Origin of the sequence: Candidatus Poriferisodalis multihospitum (genome assembly GCF_028283155.1) — a bacterium.
Taxonomy (GTDB): Bacteria; Actinomycetota; Acidimicrobiia; order Acidimicrobiales; family Poriferisodalaceae; genus Poriferisodalis; species Poriferisodalis multihospitum.
Map to the genome: position 1 here is coordinate 1 of NZ_JAPYOK010000032.1, position 17,947 is coordinate 17,947.

12 protein-coding genes are annotated in these 17,947 nt (G+C 67.7%); 5 read left to right on the forward strand and 7 right to left on the reverse strand.

Annotated features, from left to right (window positions below; all coding sequences use genetic code 11):
* Positions 1–1,076, forward strand: a 1,076-nt coding sequence (locus tag VI480_RS02425; RefSeq protein WP_323671221.1) for a PDZ domain-containing protein, incomplete at its 5' end; no start/stop codon positions are given.
* Positions 1,077–1,138: 62 nt separating this feature from the next.
* Here the strand turns inward: VI480_RS02425 and VI480_RS02430 are convergent.
* Both VI480_RS02430 and VI480_RS02435 read right to left on the reverse strand, forming a co-directional pair.
* A complete protein-coding gene (locus tag VI480_RS02430; RefSeq protein WP_323671222.1) occupies positions 1,139–1,783 on the reverse strand; it encodes a helix-turn-helix domain-containing protein in 645 nt (214 codons plus the stop codon).
* 117 nt (positions 1,784–1,900) lie between these two features.
* Positions 1,901–2,551, reverse strand: a complete 651-nt coding sequence (locus VI480_RS02435) for a TetR/AcrR family transcriptional regulator (protein ID WP_323671223.1) — start codon at positions 2,549–2,551, stop codon at positions 1,901–1,903.
* Between the two features lie 153 nt (positions 2,552–2,704).
* On the opposite strand from VI480_RS02435, the gene VI480_RS02440 reads away from it, so the two are divergent.
* Positions 2,705–5,764 carry a hypothetical protein gene (locus VI480_RS02440; RefSeq protein ID WP_323671224.1) on the forward strand — a complete coding sequence of 1,020 codons (3,060 nt, stop codon included), beginning with the start codon at positions 2,705–2,707 and terminating at the stop codon, positions 5,762–5,764.
* 13 nt (positions 5,765–5,777) lie between these two features.
* Here VI480_RS02440 and VI480_RS02445 read toward each other — a convergent pair whose 3' ends face one another.
* Both VI480_RS02445 and VI480_RS02450 read right to left on the reverse strand, forming a co-directional pair.
* Positions 5,778–7,079: a HipA domain-containing protein gene (locus tag VI480_RS02445; protein WP_323671225.1), complete on the reverse strand. Its 1,302-nt coding sequence runs from the start codon at positions 7,077–7,079 to the stop codon at positions 5,778–5,780.
* The gene (locus VI480_RS02450) at positions 7,076–7,348 is read right to left on the reverse strand and encodes a helix-turn-helix domain-containing protein (protein WP_323671226.1); all 273 of its coding nucleotides are present in this window, start codon (positions 7,346–7,348) and stop codon (positions 7,076–7,078) included. Before VI480_RS02450 ends, VI480_RS02445 begins: the two co-directional genes overlap by 4 nt.
* A gap of 295 nt (positions 7,349–7,643) precedes the next feature.
* Between VI480_RS02450 and VI480_RS02455 the strand changes: the two genes are divergently transcribed.
* A complete protein-coding gene (locus VI480_RS02455; protein ID WP_323671227.1) occupies positions 7,644–9,566 on the forward strand; it encodes a fibronectin type III domain-containing protein in 1,923 nt (640 codons plus the stop codon).
* A 318-nt stretch (positions 9,567–9,884) separates the two neighbouring features.
* On the opposite strand, the gene VI480_RS02460 is transcribed toward VI480_RS02455, so the two are convergent.
* The 3 genes from VI480_RS02460 to VI480_RS02470 form a co-directional block, all read right to left on the reverse strand.
* On the reverse strand, positions 9,885–10,271 hold the full coding sequence (locus tag VI480_RS02460) for a type II toxin-antitoxin system VapC family toxin (protein ID WP_323671228.1): 387 nt from the start codon (positions 10,269–10,271) through the stop codon (positions 9,885–9,887).
* Complete coding sequence (locus tag VI480_RS02465; protein ID WP_323671229.1) at positions 10,268–10,480, reverse strand: hypothetical protein; 213 nt, start codon at positions 10,478–10,480, stop codon at positions 10,268–10,270. The genes VI480_RS02460 and VI480_RS02465 overlap by 4 nt, the downstream gene beginning before the upstream one ends.
* 124 nt (positions 10,481–10,604) lie before the next feature.
* Complete coding sequence (locus VI480_RS02470) at positions 10,605–11,102, reverse strand: hypothetical protein (protein WP_323671230.1); 498 nt, start codon at positions 11,100–11,102, stop codon at positions 10,605–10,607.
* 123 nt (positions 11,103–11,225) lie between these two features.
* Here VI480_RS02470 and VI480_RS02475 point away from each other — a divergent pair, with 123 nt between their 5' ends.
* Together VI480_RS02475 and VI480_RS02480 are read left to right on the forward strand one after the other, a co-directional pair.
* Positions 11,226–16,172 (forward strand): fibronectin type III domain-containing protein, encoded by a 4,947-nt coding sequence (locus VI480_RS02475; protein WP_323671231.1) that lies wholly within the window; start codon positions 11,226–11,228, stop codon positions 16,170–16,172.
* 16 nt (positions 16,173–16,188) lie between these two features.
* Positions 16,189–17,934 carry a cell wall-binding repeat-containing protein gene (locus VI480_RS02480; RefSeq protein ID WP_323671232.1) on the forward strand — a complete coding sequence of 582 codons (1,746 nt, stop codon included), beginning with the start codon at positions 16,189–16,191 and terminating at the stop codon, positions 17,932–17,934.
* The last annotated feature ends 13 nt before the right edge of the window (positions 17,935–17,947 follow it).

Below are 17,947 nucleotides of genomic sequence, written 5' to 3' on the forward strand. Positions count from 1 at the left end.
GGGCACACCCCGCCGCCGAGACACCAACCGCCACCGACCCCGCCGCCACGCTCTCGGGCCACCCACGCCCCCGCCAATACTCCCGCGGCGCCACGGCCCTCATTCTCAGCCAGCTCGTCCTGGCACTCCTCATCATCACCGGCTTCACCACCACGCTCATCGACAAAGCCGTCATCGCCCCCGGCCACACCGCCGACATCGAGGAATTCGTCGACGTCCGCGACCACCCCGCCTACGCCTCCGACGCCGCCATCTCCCTCGTCAGCGTCCGCACCAGCTTCGCCCCGTCGCTGTTCGAGGTGATCGGCGGCTGGCTCGACGGCGCCCTCGAGGTGGTCGACATCGAAGAGATCCTCGGCGAGCGCACCGTCGCCGAGAACCGCGACGCCGGCCGCCTCCAGATGGACCAGTCCACCCAGGTGGCCGTGGCCGTCGCACTCGAGCACCTGGGCCACGAGATCATGACCCCCATCGGCGCCCGCATCGAGCGGGTCATGCCCGACGCCCCGGCCGACGACGCCCTCCACGAAGGCGACATCGTGCAAGCCGTCGGCGACACGGCCATCACCACGGCGCAGCAGCTGTCCGACACGGTCAAGGCCCACGAACCGGGCGCCACCGCCACGTTCACCGCCCTCGCCCCCGACGGCCAGACCCGCACCGTCACCGTCACCCTGGCCGACCGAGACGGCGTCGCCCTGCTCGGCGTCATCGTCACCACCCACGTCGAATTCGCCGAGCCGCCCGTCGACGTGCGGCTCCACATCGAGAACATCGGCGGCCCCTCGGCCGGTCTGGCCTTCACGCTGTCGGTCATCGACGCCCTCACGCCCGAACCGCTCACCGGCAACCTCGACGTCGCCGCCACCGGCACCATCCACCACGACGGCTCGGTGGGTCCCATCGGCGGCGTGCCCCAGAAATCCCACGCCGTCGTGCGAGCCGGCACCGATCTGTTCCTGGTGCCCGCTTCACAGGTCGACGAGGCGATTGCCGTCGCCGAGCCCTCAGTCAGCGTGGTCGGCGTCGAGACCCTCGACGACGCCCTCGCCGCCATCGAAGCCCACCGTTCCTGACCGGGCGTTGCCCGGCAGTCCAGCCACAGCGCGCAGTGCCGACCGCTGCCCAGCGGGCGCGGTTATGACTGCGATGGGCCGATGGAGTCGACGAATCGGGTCATCAGCTCGCGCCAGTCCTCGACCGAGGGAAGCCCGACCTCCCGAGGCTCGGCAGCGGCCGCAAGACGAGCGCCGAGGCCGAGTGCCTGGCAGGCGAACACGATGGCCTCGGTGCTGAGGCTGGCGTCGATCTCGTCTGCGGCCTTGCCTTGGGAGACCACCTCGGCCAGCACGGCGGCCTCCACATCGAGCGACTGTGCCACGTCTGCGCTCAACGACGAATCGCGCCGCGCCATCACGCACGCCTCGAGCATGAGGTTGCGGGCTGCGTCGTCGCTGTCGTCACCGCCGCCGAGCAGCCCGCTGCCCAGTTCCGCCAGCTTCCTGGCGGCCGACAGCTCGGCTTGGCCGGAGACGACTTCGGTTCTGGTCGACCCTCGTTGCTCGACCGCAGCGAGGAACAACTCTTGCTTGGTCAGCCATCTCGCGTAGAGCGCACCCGTGGTGAGACCGCTGCGCCGAGCGATGTCCGCGACACGCGCCGCCTCGTACCCCTTTTCGCCGAAGACGAGTGCGGCCGCGTCCAGAATGCGCTCTGTCGAGACGTCCGAACTGCGCCTGGCTTCGGTCGACGACGGTGCGTCCGATGCCGATGGAGCCTGCATGCCGCGCCAACATTAGCCACAGCCAGAGCGCGTCATTGGTCGGAAGGCAACGGAATTTCACAGACGATTCAGCTCTATTGCAGTAACCCCTACTATCTCTCGCCCCGGAACGGGCCGTCACTTCCGTGGTGCGAGACCGCGAATCAGCCTCCCGACGAAGTAGCTCCAGTCGTCCGCGGCGGGCTCGTATCGGTGGCTCGCCAGCGAACGTGCCACCAGATGACTTCCCAGGCCGAGCGCCTGACACAAGAACACGATGGCGGTCGTGCTCAGGTCTTCGTCGATATCGCCTGCATTCTTGGCGTCTTCCACGATCTCTGAGATCTCCAGCGCCTCGACGTCGAGCGACTCTGAGAGGACCGGGCGCCAGTCCTCGTCCCGCATCGCCTGCGTGCACGCCTCGATCCACATGTTGCGCGTGCTGTCGCGCTGCGCCGTGAGCAGGCTGTCGCCGAGCATGGCGAGCTTCGACGTTGCCAGCACGGGGGCGTTCTTGATCAACAGGAGCATCCGCCGTTCCACAACCTCTCTGAAGGCCGCGTCGAACAGTTCCTGTTTGTCGGACCACCTTGCGTACACGGCGTCCGCGGTCGTATCAGCCCCGCGAGCGATCTCCGCTACCGATGCGGCCTGGAACCCCCTGTCGCCGAACGTGTTGATCGCCGAGTCAAGCAGACGTTGTGCCACTGCCGAGTCGTCGTGATCGTCTCTATCGCTTCGGCGGTCCGGCCCCGAACGCTGAGCGTCGCCATCGTCGAAAGCGGGCACGGCACGAAATAATAGTGACAACGACTATTAGCCGACTCCAATGGAACGGCACGAGCAGGCCGCCCTGAAAATAATGGGCATTACTATTGTCGGATGCGCTCAAGGAAACTGCTGCGCGGGCGGCGGTTCGGGCCAACCGCGCGAGGTGCCGTGGTGGCGGCACTGGTCGCTGGCCTGCTCGTACCAGCGCCCGTGTCTGTAGGGGCGTCGCCAGAGCTGCAGCTCCGTGACATCTCCGAGGCCACGGAGCTGGGCGACATCACCGATGAGGCCAAGACGGTCGTCAACAGCACCATTGACGATGCGGCCGGCGCTGTGGAGCGGTACCGGTTCGAGCTGTCCTCGCCGAAATCGGTGGAGGTGGTGCTGCGTCGGCTGACGGCCAACGCGGATGTGTTCGTGGAAAGCGCCGGGGGCGAGCTGCTGGGTTCGGGCACCGAGCTCGGGCGTTCTGATGAGCGATTCAGCCTGACCCTGGCGGCGGGCACCTACCTGGTGCGGGTGGAGTCCGAGAGTCCCGTGCGGTACCGGTTGAAGCTCAAGCTGACCGAGCCGGTGGGAGAGCCCATCGGCGGTGCCTCGGCAGAATCGCCATCCGGTCCCAGCATCGACACCGGCACGGAGTCGCTGATCGGCACTCGCACCGATCCCGGCACCGGCACCGACCCCGGCACTGGTACTGACCCTGGCACCGGCACCGACCCGGGCACGGACCTCGTCGACGTGTGGTCTGCATCGCTGGACGTGGCGGCGGCCGACGGGGCGGCCGGTTATTCGCTCTGGGCGCGGTTGGGATCGCTGTCGCCGGATCGCTTCGACGTCGACGGCACGACCTACCAGGTCATGGTGCTCGCAGAGATCGCCGGCGGCCTCTATCTGGGTCTGCGCGCCTCGCTGGACACCGATTTCGTTCTCGAGATCGACGGCCAGCAGTTCACCGCCTCCGAGAGCCAGGTGCCGAACGGGCTGGTGCTGCGCGGCACGTACTGGTGGCCGACCGACGGCCTGCTGTCCGCCTCGGCCAGCAGCACCGTGGACGTGTCGCTCAGCGCGGCAACCGACGCGCTCCCCGAACGCAGCGAGGCACCGCCGGGCGCATGGTTCACGGGCGTGCCCCGCACGCACGACAGATCGTCGCAGTTCACGCTGCGGCTCAACTTCGACGAAGCAGATCCTCAGGTCACCGGCGGGTCGATGGCCGACGCGCTCACGGTCACCGGCGGTTCGCTCGTCTCGGCATCGGAGGCAGCGACCGACGGCAAGACCTGGGAGCTCACCGTCACCCCAGACGGACCCGGCGACGTCACCGTGACGCTCCCGGCGGCAACCGACTGCGCAACAGACTTCGCGGTGTGCACCGCCGACGGCCGCATGCTGCGCAACACAGCGCAGGCCACCGTGCCCGCGCGCATCGGCCAGTCCGCCGGCAGGGGATTCACGACGCTGTCCGACTACGGGTCCTACACCTGCGCCCTGCGTGCCGACGGCACCATCGCCTGCTGGGGCCCCGCCTCCTATGGCGAGGCGAACCCGCCCGAGGGCACGTTCAAGGCGCTGGCCTCGGGCTCCATCCACGCCTGTGCCATCCGCACCGATGGCACCATCGCCTGCTGGGGGGACAACTCCTTCTACCAGGGCGACGCGCCGGCAGGCACCTACTCCCAGATAGCGGCGAACGGCCGGACCTCGTGCGCCATCGCCACCGACGCCACTATCACCTGCTGGGGCTACAACGCCTTCGGCCAAGCCATGGCCCCGGCGGGCACCTTCACCGCCGTGACGCTCGGCTGGGAGCATGTCTGCGCCATCCGGACCGACCGCACCATTGCCTGCTGGGGCTACAACGACGAGGACGAGGCCGAAGCCCCGGCGGGCACGTACAAGGCCATCGACGCTGGCGAAGTGCACACCTGCGCGATCGCCACCGACGACACGATGAAGTGCTGGGGCCACTATTGGGACGGGCGGTCCACGTCGCCGGCGGGAACGTACAAGTCGCTCTCGGCCGGCCACGCGCACACCTGTGCCATCACCACCGACGACACCATCACCTGCTGGGGCAAGAACGCCGCGGGCCAGGCAAACGCGCCGTCGGGCACGTACAAGTCCGTCTCCACCGGCGTGGGCCACTCCTGCGCCCTTGCCGCCGACGACACCATCACCTGCTGGGGAGGGAACAACACCGGGGAGAGCGACGCGCCCGACGGCACCTACACCGAGGTCGTCGCCTACTGGGAGCACTCCTGCGCCATCTCCACCGAGGACGGTTCGGCGGTCTGCTGGGGATTCGACCGCGATGCGATGGCGAAAGCGCCGGCCGGCGCCCACACCCAAGTGGCCATCGGCTACTTCCACGCCTGTGCACTGCAAACCGACGGCACCATCGCCTGCTGGGGAGACGACTCGCTGGGGCAGACCCGCGCCCCGGCGGGCACGTTCACGGCCATGACCGTCGGCTACTACCACGGCTGCGCGCTCAAGCCCGACGGCACCATCGCCTGCTGGGGAGACAATGTGCTCGGGCAGACCCGCGCGCCGAGCGGCACGTTCACGGCCATCGCCGCCCGCAACGACCACACGTGCGCGCTCAGCACCGACGCCACGATTGCCTGCTGGGGCTACAACCACCGCGGTCAGACCGACGCTCCCGACGGCACCTACACGGCCATCGCGGCCGGCGCCGACCACAACTGCGCGCTCAGCACCGACGGCACGATCGCCTGCTGGGGAGACAACTACTACAAGCAGAGCAGGCCGCCGGCTGGCACCTACACGGCGATTGCCGCGCACAAGACTCACAGTTGTGCCATCGCCACAGACGGCTCCATTACGTGCTGGGGCGACAAGCGCTTCAGGAAAACCAAGGCACCCGGCGGCACCTACACCGCGATCGAGCTCGCTCAGAACCACAGTTGTGCCATCGCCGTTGACGCCACCGTCGCCTGCTGGGGCCACAGCGACTGGGGGCGCACCAACGCCCCCGCCGGCACCTACACCGCCCTCGCGCTGGGCAGCCGCCACAGTTGTGCCATCGCCACCGACGGCTCCATCGTCTGCTGGGGCCACCAGTGGGGCACCCAGCCAGACACGTCCACCAGCACCTACAGCTCCGTCACCATCGACGACATCCACACCTGCGCCATCGACACCGACGGCACCATCACCTGCTGGCCTCGCTCCCCCGACGGCGTCCGCTGGACCACCAGCACCTGAACACAGGCAGCGCTCAGGCGTCGGCCAAAACGGATTCGCTTCTGAGCACGACCGCGTCGAGCAAGCGTGTCGGCATGTCGCTCGATCTGGCAGCGGCTCCCAAGGCGTCAATCGCGGCTTCGAGATGCGCGGGGGTGTGCTGGGCGATGCGCAGCACCTCGGCGGCAGCCCACTGGGAGTCCATGCCGAATTCACGTGCGAGCTGCTGCCAGTCGTCGATGCGAGCGCCGTCGCCTGCCTGGTAGCCGTCGCCCAGCGACATGGCGAGGTCGATCTCACTCGCTGCCACGCCGGTATACGGCAGCCACGATTCTGTGCCGTACATCGGTGCCAACCGGCAGACGGCGCCGGGAAGGTGCAGCAGAGCGTGATTCTTGGCATGGGCGTCGTTCGCCACGATCAGCCAGCAGTACACCAGCCGCCTGAACCACGATCGAAGATCGGCGCTGCAGTCGCTGCTGTGCATCGCCAGCAGTCGAGCGACATCGCCCGGTCCCGGGCCGCCGTCTCGCTCGAATCGCTGTCCCAGCGGAAGCCCGAGCGCTTGACAGAGGTCTTCTTGATGAATGCGCGCAATGTCGCCGCCGGGGGAGCGCAGGGAGCGGTCGAAGCGCTCCACGACCAGCGTCTCGATGCCCCCGATGAGGGCAACGTGGGTGCGCACCGCCTCGATGCCCAGCCGTCGCGCGGTCGAGAGCGCGAGGTGCTCGCCGACCGCCTGGCCGGGGTACCGGGGCAGCGATGGCTTGAGGATGTGCGTGGTGGGCTCGTCGCCGATCGCTTTGCACCATGGCGCCCTGCCGTGCCGCACCGCAAGCTTCGGCATGGTGCCTGCGAGGCTGAAGCTGGCGGGCGGATCGTCGCGCCACCCGCCCAGCAATGCTCCTTCGCTCATCTCGGCCAGCACCGCGGCGAGGTCGGTCTCCGAGACCGGCTCCAAGGCAGATCTGCGGCTCGGTTGCTCGCCGAGCTGTCTGCGGGCGCCGGCGGTCGTCCCTTCGAACTGGACCGCGCCCGCGCACTCGCTGCCGATGGGCGTGCTGAGCAGGCCGAACGGACTTGCTGAGACCGCCCCGACCCGTCGGCGCCATTCCTCACGCTCGACGGAGCGATCTGGCAGCAGTCCATCCAGCCACGTCTCGACGAGCGGCCCGACGTGCGGCCGGGCGCGCAACGGCAGCGACAGCGACAGCGGTATCGCATCGGGCCAGGCCAGATAGTCGGCGTCGTAGGCCAAGCTGAGTCCGTCGGTGCCTCGCTCGAGGGTGGCAGCCGTCTCGCCGCCGACCCGTACGCGCAGTTCCGCAGGCGTCATTCCAACGGCGCCAACGCGTCGTCGTAGCCCAGGCGCGCCGGATCGACCTCACGCATGACGAGCTCACAGCCGAGCGCAGTGCAGATCTTCACGAGGCCGTCGAGCTGGATGGTCAGCTTCCCTGCCTCTGCGTCGCACACCAGCTTGCGCGAGACCCCAGCCGTGTCGGCGAGCGCTTGCTGGGTCAGTCCGAGCTGGTCGCGGCGGCCCGTGATGGCGCTCGCCAACGACCCGGGGGTTCGCACAACGCGCGTCGCCAAAGTGGCCATGTCCACAGCGTAGTGGATTGTAACCGAACGCATACAGTCAACTATCTGGCACTGAACGCATACAACACGAGCAAAAATGTAATCGAGCGCATGCAGGATAATCTGTAGAGAACCCGTGTGACCTGCATATTAGGGGCTCATGACGATGCCGCAGCACCGGCCCGAGGCACGTGTTTGCGGGGGTAGGACGGCTGCGCGATAGTTGTACAAACTATGAACTGAAGTGATGGCAGTCGGGCTCGCGGCGGAACCGAGCCGCCGCCGGTTGTTGCACCGAGTTCGAGGAGCGAGCGCCATGACGCTGAATCGGTCTCCCTCTCTTCCCCGCCGCCGCACGCGAGCAGCAGTCCTGGCAGCGCTGGTTGCCGCCGGGGTGCTGGTCGCCACCGTGGCGCCTGCGAACCTTGCCTCAGCAGCGGCGCCCGCGGCCGTCACCGGCTTGAGCGTGGAACCGGGCTATGAACCCGGAGAGCTGTATGTGAGCTGGGATGCGCACCCGGGCGACCCGGCCGCCTACCGGGTGTCGTGGGCGCCTGACGGCGACGTGTTCAGGACGTACACCGACACCGAGTGGAACGCGTTCCCCGAAGAGAACGAGTTGACCATCTCCGGCCTCGAGCCCGGCGCGCTCTACATGGTGAGGGTTCGGGCCCGCTTCACCAATAACAACGGCGACTGGAGCTGGGTCGAGACCGGTGCCGCTGCGACCGAGTCGAGGCCCAGGATCACGACTCCCAAGAAGGCGACGTCACAGTCCGCCCAGGAGGCCTGGGGGGTGGAGCCGAGCAAGGAGCCCTCGCAGGGGAAACAGGACGAGGATCCAGACGAGGGGTCGTCGCAGATCGAGCCCAGAAATCACGAGCCCGAACGCGAATTCCTGCTCGACGAATTCGACAGCATCGATTGCGGCAACTCTGCCTGCACAAGGCACAGGAGCTATCGCGTGTCCCTCACCGCGGGGCGCAGGTACGTGGCGGAGGTCTGGGGGAGCAGCAATGCGCGGGGCGGCAACGCGGAATTGCTGGTCATCACTGCGGTCGAGTCCCCCAACCAAGCCAATCTCGGTTCCGACTACTCCGCCGTCGGGATCACGCTGAGAGAACCCAGGGTGATCTTCACCGCGTCGGAGATCCCGGGCTGGCATCTGGTCAAGGTCCGCATCGACGCCGAGAGGCACCCACAAGGCGAACCGTGGACCTTCAGGGTCGTCGTGTACCCCTACGTCCCCTACGAAGACTGCGCAGCCAGCACCAAGACGGCCTGCGCCGCGGCGGTGGGCGGCGAAACGCCTGGGGAATTGGAGATCGCGAGCCTCAGCAGGAGCGACGAGGACTGGTTCGAGGTGGGACTCGTCGGCGGCCAGCTCTACGAGGTGGTCCTGCGTGGCGACTCGACCGCCCACAAGGCAGTGGGCAATCCGTGGCTGAAAGGCGTCTTCGACCACCGCGGCCGGCTGCTGGACAGCGACGGCAACGTGCATCCGTACCCGTACTTCGGCTCAACGCAGGGCACCGCCGACGGCGATTCCGGGCCGGGGAACACCGCGCTGACGTACTTCACCCCCCGCTCCAGCGGCACCTACTACGTCGGCGCCGGGGCCGGCGGCGGCGCCAACAGCCGCGACGGCCACTACGTGCTCGCAGTGCATACCCACGCCACCGGCGTGCTCGCCAACGATGACTGCCTTCCTGGCATGACCGCAAGCGCCTTCAGCGTCTATGCGGACATCATGTTCCGGTACTTCTACGGTCAACGGCTCGGCTTGCCGAATACCCAAGCCCACTACGACGCTGCCAATGCCCGCCTTGCCGGCAACGACCTCGCTGCCCACGACCAGAACTGCGAGATCGGGGTCGGCGAGACCGTGCAGGGTCGCATCGAGCACAGAGGGCTCTTGTCCGGCCGCTTCAGCGGCAGAGTCTTGGTCGAAAGCGAGCGGGACTGGTTCAGGGCCCACTTGACTGCCGGAACCCGCTACCAGGTCGAGGTCAACACCCGCCAGGGCGGCATGCACCACCCCGATCTCGGACCCATGTACGACGCTGACGGCGTCGAGGTCCGCGACGGTAACGGCGGGAGCGGCGACGCCGCCTACAGCGAGCGCTACCACTTCACCCCCGACGTCGACGGCGACTACTACATCGAGGTGGCCGCGGCGTCCTCGTCGGGCCCGTTCAACACCGGCCGCTACTGGCTCACCCTCACCGAAGCCCCCTGACTCCACCTGGGCCTAGATGGCTGATGCCGCCTAGAGCGCCGAAGCGATACGGCTGACGATCAGAATCACGACCGCAGCGAAGCCCGCGATGAGGCCGTATTTCAGGGTGCGGCCGGCGAAGACGACGACGCCCTTGACCATGCCGTAACCACGGAGAATGACGTGTGCGCAGCGAGGGCATGCGAAGGCTGTCTCAGCGACTTGCGCGCCGCATACCGAGCAGGCCCTTGACCGCTTTACGAGCTGGCTCTGGCGTGCTCCGAGACGCACAATCCAATAGTAGTAACCAATATGTTGCAAACGGAGTTACGGGTGGGGCTAGGTGCTGACGATCTGGAGGCTGTGCTCGGTTGCCGCTGCAGCGAGTCTGGCGTCGAAGGTGACGACCGCTCGTGCTCGGTGACTGAGGGCGGTGTCGAGCACGACGGCGTCGGGCAGCCGCAGCCCTGTCTGGGCTCGCAGTGCCGCCCAGCGCACGGGTGCATCGCGGTCGACCTCGGGAATCTCGAACGCTGCGCGCAGCCGCAGCACAGCATCGGGCAGCACGCCTAGGCGGGCCGGCGCAACGAGGCACTCGGCGAAGGTGACCGGGTGCAGCCACACGTCCTCGTCGGCGATGCCCCGGTTGATGGCCGCCGCGGCGAGGTGGTGATCGTCGCTCGGGTCGCGCAGCGCCACCACCCAGCTCGCATCGGCGACGATCACCCAGGCCAGTCCTCGGTGCGGTCGTACAGCTCGGCCGAGCCGGGCAGCGACCCGGCCAGTTCTGCCCGGGCATCAGCGCGTCCGGCCGGCGAGCACCCGCCTCGGGCCCAGTCCAGCAACACGAGCTGCACGAGCTTCGCCCTCGGTACGTCTGACCAGCGCTGCGCCGCCGCGTCGAGCACGTCGGCGATCTCGTCCGTCTCAGTCACGGGGTGACGAGGCCTCGTGGTCGGCACGGCGAGAAGTGTAACACCAGGTGTCACACCAATCGCTTTTGGCAATTCGGGCCGAAAGACCTCGATCGATGCTCGGCCCAGCTAGGGCCCATGGCGTTCAGCCGCGCAGCCACTCCGTGATGGCTACGACTGCTGCGAGCGCTGCCACGATTTCGATGGGCAGTGCAATGGCGATCCGCCGCAGGCGCTGGTCCAACGTCTTGCGGTCGGCCTCGCGCTGTGCGGCCACTTCCTTGCGGTCGGCCTCGCGCTGCACAGCCAGCGCCTCCCGATCGGCCGCGCGCTGAGCGGTCATATTCAGCTCGAACGCGGAGAACTTTGCCGAGAGCACGGCTTCCAGGTGCTGCTTGGTCACCAGGTCCGACAGCGGCGCGGCCGGCAGGCACGACATCAGGTTCTCCGCCAGCGGCTCGTCGGTCTGTTCACACAGCCAAGCGTAGAGGCGGGATCGATCTTCTTCAGACAAGCCGCCCTCCCGGTGCCAGCTGCGAACTGCCGGGAACCGTAGAAGGTGCCGGTCGGCATCCAAAATGAATTTCAAACCATTTGATTGTTTGTCAGACTGACGATGCAGCAGGCGGTCCCGCCGTGCCATCCCCTAGCCGCCGACTGGCGAGAAATAGAGTCCGACATGATGTCCGAATTGACGCATTTTGTACCGTCCAGCGGTCCGCGCCGACGATTCCGGGGCCGCTGCAGCGCACGCTTGGGGCGGTGGATGAGCGCCCGATTCTCGCTGCGCCGAAAGCTGCGCGGCGGCACGGTGGCGCTCGCTGTTCTCGCCCTGATCGCAGCCGTGCTGGCACCTACAGCAGTGGCGCAGAGCCGGTCCATCGGCACCGTCGTCATCGCGAACGGCTGGAGCTCTGCCGACTCGGCCGTCGCCTCGGCTCTCGCAGCCCTCGAGAGCGACAGCCGCTCCGATGCGGTCGTGCTGTATGCGACCAGAAGGGAACTGCCGTCCCGTGTAGCGAACTTCATCGAAGATCACGATCCCTCCGAGGTGATCCTGGTCGGCGGCACAGCCGCGCTTTCCAGCAACGTGCAAGCCGACGTGGCCGACATCGTCGGCAGCTCTGCCGTCAGACGGATCGAGGGACGCGACCGCTTCGACACGGCCGCCAAGGCGGTTCCCTCCACCGCCACCACATTCATCGTGGCGAATGGCTACAGCGCCGCCGACACAGGCGTCGCGGCCGCGCTGGCAGCTGCGGTGCTGCTCGCCGAAGCCGACAGGTTGACCGAGCCCACCGAACGCATCATCAGCGAGCAGCAGCCTTTGGCAGTCGAATTCGTCGGCGGCACTGCGGTGCTCGCGGCAGAGCTGGCTGATCGTGTGCAGGAACTCGCTCCGTCGATTCGCCGGGTACCCCGCCACAGCGGTGCATCCCGCACGGCCACAGCTGCGGCAGCCGCACCGAACCGGTCCACCACGCTGGTGATCGCCAACGGGTGGAGTCCGGCAGACATGGGCGTCGCCGCCGCGTATGCGGCCATCACCAGCAATGCCGCGGTGCTGTACTCGGAGACAGACGAGTTGACCACGCCCACCGAGAACCGCATCCGGGCGCTGGCACCGCGCGCCCTCGTGCTGGTCGGCGGCAGCGCGGCGCTCGACACCAGCCTGCACGCTCGCCTGCGCACCCTTGCCCCTGCAGCGACGATTCACAGAATCAGTGGCTCGGATCGCATCGACACCGCCGTGCGCGCTGCGGACGGCAGGCTGACCGAGATCGCGACTGACCCGCCCGCTGCGCCCACGTCGCTCACTGTGACTCCCAGGAACGGTGGCTTGGACGTGTCGTGGCTCGCACCCACGAGGACGACGGATGCCTCGAGCAACGACGATCCCGAGGTCACGGGCTACGCCATCCAGTACCGCGTCTGCACGGCCGCGGACGAGACCTGCAGGTCCAGCCCGAGATGGGGCACGTGGCGGTCGTTCAGCCATTCGGGCACCCGTACCAGCACGACCATCTCCGGGCTGACGAACGGCACGGCGTACCAGGTGCAGGTGCGGGCGCGCAACAGCGCCGGGCTCGGGCCGTGGTCGGTGACCGAGACCGGCACGCCGCTGGCGCAGACAGCAAGGCCCTCGGTGCCCTCTGGCCTGACGGTGGAGGCGGCGAACCGGCTGCTGAAGGTGTCGTGGTCGCCGGCGCTTCCCCCGAGGAACGGCACGGTCAGCGGCTACGAGGTGGAGTACCGGCGCTGTCCCACGAGCACCACCTGCAGCAGTTGGATTCCCCACAGCCATTCGGGTACCGGCACCACCACCACCATCACCAGGCTGGTCAACGGCATCTCCTACGAGGTGCGGGTGCAGGCCACGAGCAGCAGGGGCGACAGCGGCTGGTCACCGTCGAGGTCAGGGACACCTGCGCTGCTGCCGGGCTTCGAGCGCCCCCCGGATCTGACACCAGGAGACCGGCAGATCCTCGTGCAGTGGAACGAACCTGCCGATTCTGGGTCGCCGATCCGCGATTACGACGTTCAGTACCGGGCCTGCACTGCGACGCCGAAAGACTGCTCGGACAGCGAGACCGAGGTGTGGGGTGCATGGAGAGCGCGCAGTCATTCGGGTACCGCGCAGAACTCGACGATCAGCGGGCTGACCAACGGCACTGCGTACGAAGTACAGGTGCGGGCCAGCAACTCCAACGGTGCGGGACCGTGGTCGGAAGCCGCGGAGGCCAAGCCGATCTCGGCGCCGGCGAGGCCGAGCACCCCGATCGTCGAGCCCGGCAACACGAAGCTGGTGGTGACTTGGACGGCACCGGCGGACAACGGCAGTCCCATCACCGGCTATGACGTCGAGTACTGCACCGGCACCTGCGCCAACGACGCGGACTGGGATGACAACAGTCACTCGGGCACCGATACCAGGGACGAGATCACCGGATTGGAAAACGGCACGACCTACAGGGTGCGGGTACGGGCTATCAACGATGTCGGCGGCGCGGGCCTGGGCGTGGGGCCGTGGTCTCCAGTCAGGACTGCTGCGCCGAAGGCCTTGCCCGAAGCCCCCGGGCTGCCGACGTTGACCCCAGGTGACCGCAAAATCGATGTCTCGTGGAGTGCGCCGACGACTGCCCCCGGCACGACGATCACCGGCTACGGCGTGCAGTTCCGGGCCTGCGCGGCCACGTCTGACGACGATCCGCCCGTGTGCGAGAGGTGGGCTGGCTGGCGGTCCCGCAGCCATTCGGGCACTGACACCACGTCAGAGATCACCAGCTTGACTAATGGCACCGAGTACCAGGTCCAGGTACGGGCCCGCAACGCCAACGGCTTTGGGCCGTGGTCGGTAGCCGCGAGCGAAACGCCGCTCGGCACGCCGTCGAAGCCTGCGACGCCGAGGCTGACCGCTGGCGACGGAGAGCTCGTGGTGACTTGGACCCCGCCGGCGGACAACGGTTCACCCATCACCGGCTACGGCGTTGAGCGTTGTGAGAGCACAGCCGACTGCACGCCAGACGGCGACTGGGTCGACGACAGCCCTGGCTCACTTCTGACCCCTGACGAGACCACCGGCACAGTCACGTACACGCTCGACAATCTGACCAACGGCACGACCTATCGGGTACGCGTCCGAGCCATCAACGATGTCGGCGGAGCAGGCCAAGGCCTGGGTCCTTGGTCCTCGACCGTGTCGGGAACGCCGACAGTGCGTCCCGACTTCCCCACCGGCTTGACCATGAGCGTGGCCAACCGGCAAGTTGGCCTGTCGTGGAGTGCCCCGAGCGGCCAAGGGGCGACGATCAGGGGCTACGACATCGAGTACCGCGCCTGCGAGGCGACCAACGACGACGACACGGTTCTGACCTGCGGCTCCGGCACCGACCAGACGTGGGGCGACTGGAAGACGAAGTCTCATTCGGGCACCGGCATCACCGCGACGATCACCGGCCTGACCAATGGCACCAGGTACCAGGCCCGGGTGCGGGCCCGAAACGTCAACGGTCCAGGGCCGTGGTCGCCAGAGCCGTACCCATCTGGCATCCCCTTGGCAGCACCGTCGCCGCCGACAGGTCTCACCGTGGAAGCCGCACACCTGAGGTTGAGCGTCTCGTGGACGGAGTCGGTGTCGAACGGTGCGGACATCACCGGCTACGTGATGCAGCACCGGGCCTGCACGGCGACGCCGACGAACTGCACTTCGAACCCAAGGTGGGGCGAATGGGAACCAGCGGATACCGACACCAGTTCTGACACCACGACCTCCAGGACCATCACCACTCTGGGTGGCAGCGCCCTCGTCAATGGCACCAAGTATCAGGTGCGGGTGAAGGCAACGAGCGCAAGCAGCGGCGTCAGCGGCTGGTCGCAGATCAAGTCCGCGACGCCGGCGGCCGTGCCTGACGCTCCGAGCAGTTCGCTGACGCTGACACCCGATGATCGCCAGATCACCGTGACGTGGACCCCGCCGACGAACAACGGTGCGGCAATCACCGACTATGACGTCGAGTTCCGGGCGTGCACGGCGACCGACGGCGACACGACGATTCGGACCTGCGCTGCCAATCCGACCTGGGGCAGTTGGTTGCCGCACTCTCACTCGGGTGCGAGCACCACAGCGATCATCGTCAGCCTGACCAACGGCACGAAGTACCAGATGCGGGTGCGTGCCACCAACGCCAACGGCGTGGGACCGTGGTCGGTGCCGTCGGCGACCGACGGGACAACGCCTATCGGCGCACCGGCGATGCCCACGACGCCGAGGGTGACGGCGGGCAACACCAAGTTGACGGTGGATTGGATCACGCCGCGATCCAACGGCTCGACGATCAACGGCTACGAGGTGGAGTACCGCGCCTGCACCGCCCCCGCCTCAGAGTTCATGGTTCGCTCGTGCGCTTCAAATCCAACGTGGGGCAACTGGACGCCGCACTCTCACTCGGGCACCGGCACCACTGCGACCATCGGTTCGCTGACCAACGGCACTGCGTATCAAGTCCAGGTGCGCGCCACGGCTGGAGGTAATCGCATCGGCCCGTGGTCGTCGCCGGTCACGGCGATGCCGATCGGTGCGCCCGACGCGCCGGCCACGGTCGAGTTGGCATCGGGCAACCGGGCGCTCTACGTGTCGTGGACGGCACCTGTCTCGAATGGAGCAACGGTCACGGGCTTCAAGGTTCGGTACTGCATTAGCACCGGAAGCTGTGACCCGAGCACGGGCACCGACTGGCGGACGTTCAATGTGAGCGGTGCCAGCCGGAGGACCCAGACGATTGGGAACCTCGCGAACGACTCCACGTACGCCGTCGAAGTCCTGACGACCAGCAGAAGCAAGGGCGAAAGCAGTTGGAGCAGCCAAGAGAATGCGAAAGCAGGCGGTCCGAATCGAGTCTCGACGCCTCGACTGACAGCGGGCAGTCAGCAGATCGGCGTGACCTGGACGGCGCCCGGCCAGAATCACTCGGCGATCACCGGCTACGACATCGAGTACCGGGCTTGCACGGCGACCAACTCCGTCACGACCGTCCTGACGTGCGCTTCGAATCCAACGTGGGGCACATGGACAAGGCAGACCGAGGGTGTCGTCACGACCGCAACGATTCCTGGCTTGACCAGCGGCACCAGGTACCAAGTGCGGGTGAGGGCTGTCAACACTCAAGGGGCAGGCCAGTGGTCGGCAGTCGCGTTGGCGACGCCCACGTCGTGACCTAGCTTGCAGCGGCATGTATTCAGCAGCGGGCCCCACGCGCCGACGCCAGCCCCGACTCCGACGTCGGCGCGCACTTGCATCGGCCGCGCTGTGCGTCGCCTTGACCGGTTCGGTGCTTGTCGCTCCCTCTCCGGCGTCTGCCCAGACAGCGGACGTCCAGACGCAGCGGATTTCCAGTTCCGATGTCTTCAACATCGCTGCGGTGGCCGCAGGCCGCACCTGCGACTCGTCGACCGGCTCTCACAGCGTTGCGCTGGCATCCGGCGAGAACTGGCCCGACGCACTTGCGGGCGCGGCGCTCGACCGCCCGCTGCTGCTGACCAAGCAGGCGTTCCTCCCCGCGGCCACCCGGGCGTACCTGGAGCCGTGCGCATCGCATCCGAAAGCCAAGGTCATCATCCTGGGCGGCACGGCAGCAGTATCCGAGAATGTCGCCGAGACGCTGTCGTCGATGGGCTACCGGGTTGACCGCTTCTCGGGCGACGACCGGTATGCCACCGCCCGCCGGGTCGCACGCCAATTCGCACCCGACGAAATCAGCACCGTCTATCTGGCCTCGGGCGCCAACTTCGCCGACGCGGTGGCGGCCGCCCCGAGCGTCACCCGGGAAACCCCGCTCATCCTCACCACACCGAAGAAATTGCGCGACGAAGCACGGCGATTCCTCACCGACGCCGACCGCACGGTTTCGGAAGTGATCATCCTGGGCGGACACGCAGCGATCTCCGCCGAGGTGGAAGCCGAGATCAAGGCGCTCGGCATCGAGACTGACCGCATCGCCGGCGCGACGCGCTACGAGACGGCGGCGCAGATCGCTCGGCGTGCGCTGAGCGCACCGGACTGCCACCCCGTCACCGACGTAGCAGTCGCCAGCGGCACGGTCCCCTACGGCGGGCTCGTCGCCGGCGCAGTGCGCACACCCTGCCAGCCGATGCTGCTGGCACCCGATCCGGGCAGCGACGTGCCCGATGCGCTGACGGAATTCGGCCGCGACTGGAACCTGGCCATCGGCACGTCGACCAAGGCCATGGTGATCGGCATCGGCTCGTCATCGGTCATTGCATCGGCCGCGCTCGTGGCGGTCGCCACGGGCGCCGTCTCCGGTGCAGGCGCCTCGGGCTCGGCACCCGGAACGCAGGACTGGAGCAGGGTGGCTGAGGGGGTGGTGCTGGTGGAGTGCCTCAACACCGAGGGCCGCACGCAGCGGTCTGGCTCGGGATTCGCTGTGGGCAACGGCCGCCAGATCGTGACCAACTATCACGTGCTCGAGCTCTCACCAGGGGGGCGTGTCTGCGGACGCATCTGGGTGTCGCTGGGCGGCACGTTCACCGAGGAGCCGAGCCGCCGCATTCCCGTGACCGTCGAGCGCGCAGCACCAGACCAAGACCTGGCACTGCTTCGGATCGACGAGGGCACCGCGCAGCTTCGAACGCTGACCCTGTCCACCGAGGAGCTGCGAGCCGGCGAGCTGATCACCGCACTGGGCTACCCGGGTGTCGGCGGCGACACCTTGACGCTCACCACCGGCCGCTACTCGGGCACCGCAGAGATCAATGGCGCGACGTGGATCAAGACCGACACGCCGATCGCCCCTGGCAACAGCGGCGGCCCGGTGCTCAACGACCGCCAGGAAGTCATCGGCGTCGCCACATCGCTGCGGATAGCCACCACCTCCGGCGGCAGGGTTGTGGGAACGCTGGGCCTGCTGGTGCCGGCAGCGGATGTAGCCGCGCTGATCGCCGGCGACATCGGCGAGTAGCCCTGAGGAGCCG

Coding starts and splice junctions, on each gene's coding strand:
- VI480_RS02430 (WP_323671222.1), bottom strand. CDS start 1,783: ATGCAGGCTCCATCGGCATCGGACGCACCGTCGTCGACCGAAGCCAGG.
- VI480_RS02445 (WP_323671225.1), bottom strand. CDS start 7,079: ATGACGCCTGCGGAACTGCGCGTACGGGTCGGCGGCGAGACGGCTGCC.
- VI480_RS02450 (WP_323671226.1), bottom strand. CDS start 7,348: ATGGCCACTTTGGCGACGCGCGTTGTGCGAACCCCCGGGTCGTTGGCG.
- VI480_RS02455 (WP_323671227.1), top strand. CDS start 7,644: ATGACGCTGAATCGGTCTCCCTCTCTTCCCCGCCGCCGCACGCGAGCA.
- VI480_RS02470 (WP_323671230.1), bottom strand. CDS start 11,102: ATGGCACGGCGGGACCGCCTGCTGCATCGTCAGTCTGACAAACAATCA.
- VI480_RS02475 (WP_323671231.1), top strand. CDS start 11,226: ATGAGCGCCCGATTCTCGCTGCGCCGAAAGCTGCGCGGCGGCACGGTG.
- VI480_RS02480 (WP_323671232.1), top strand. CDS start 16,189: ATGTATTCAGCAGCGGGCCCCACGCGCCGACGCCAGCCCCGACTCCGA.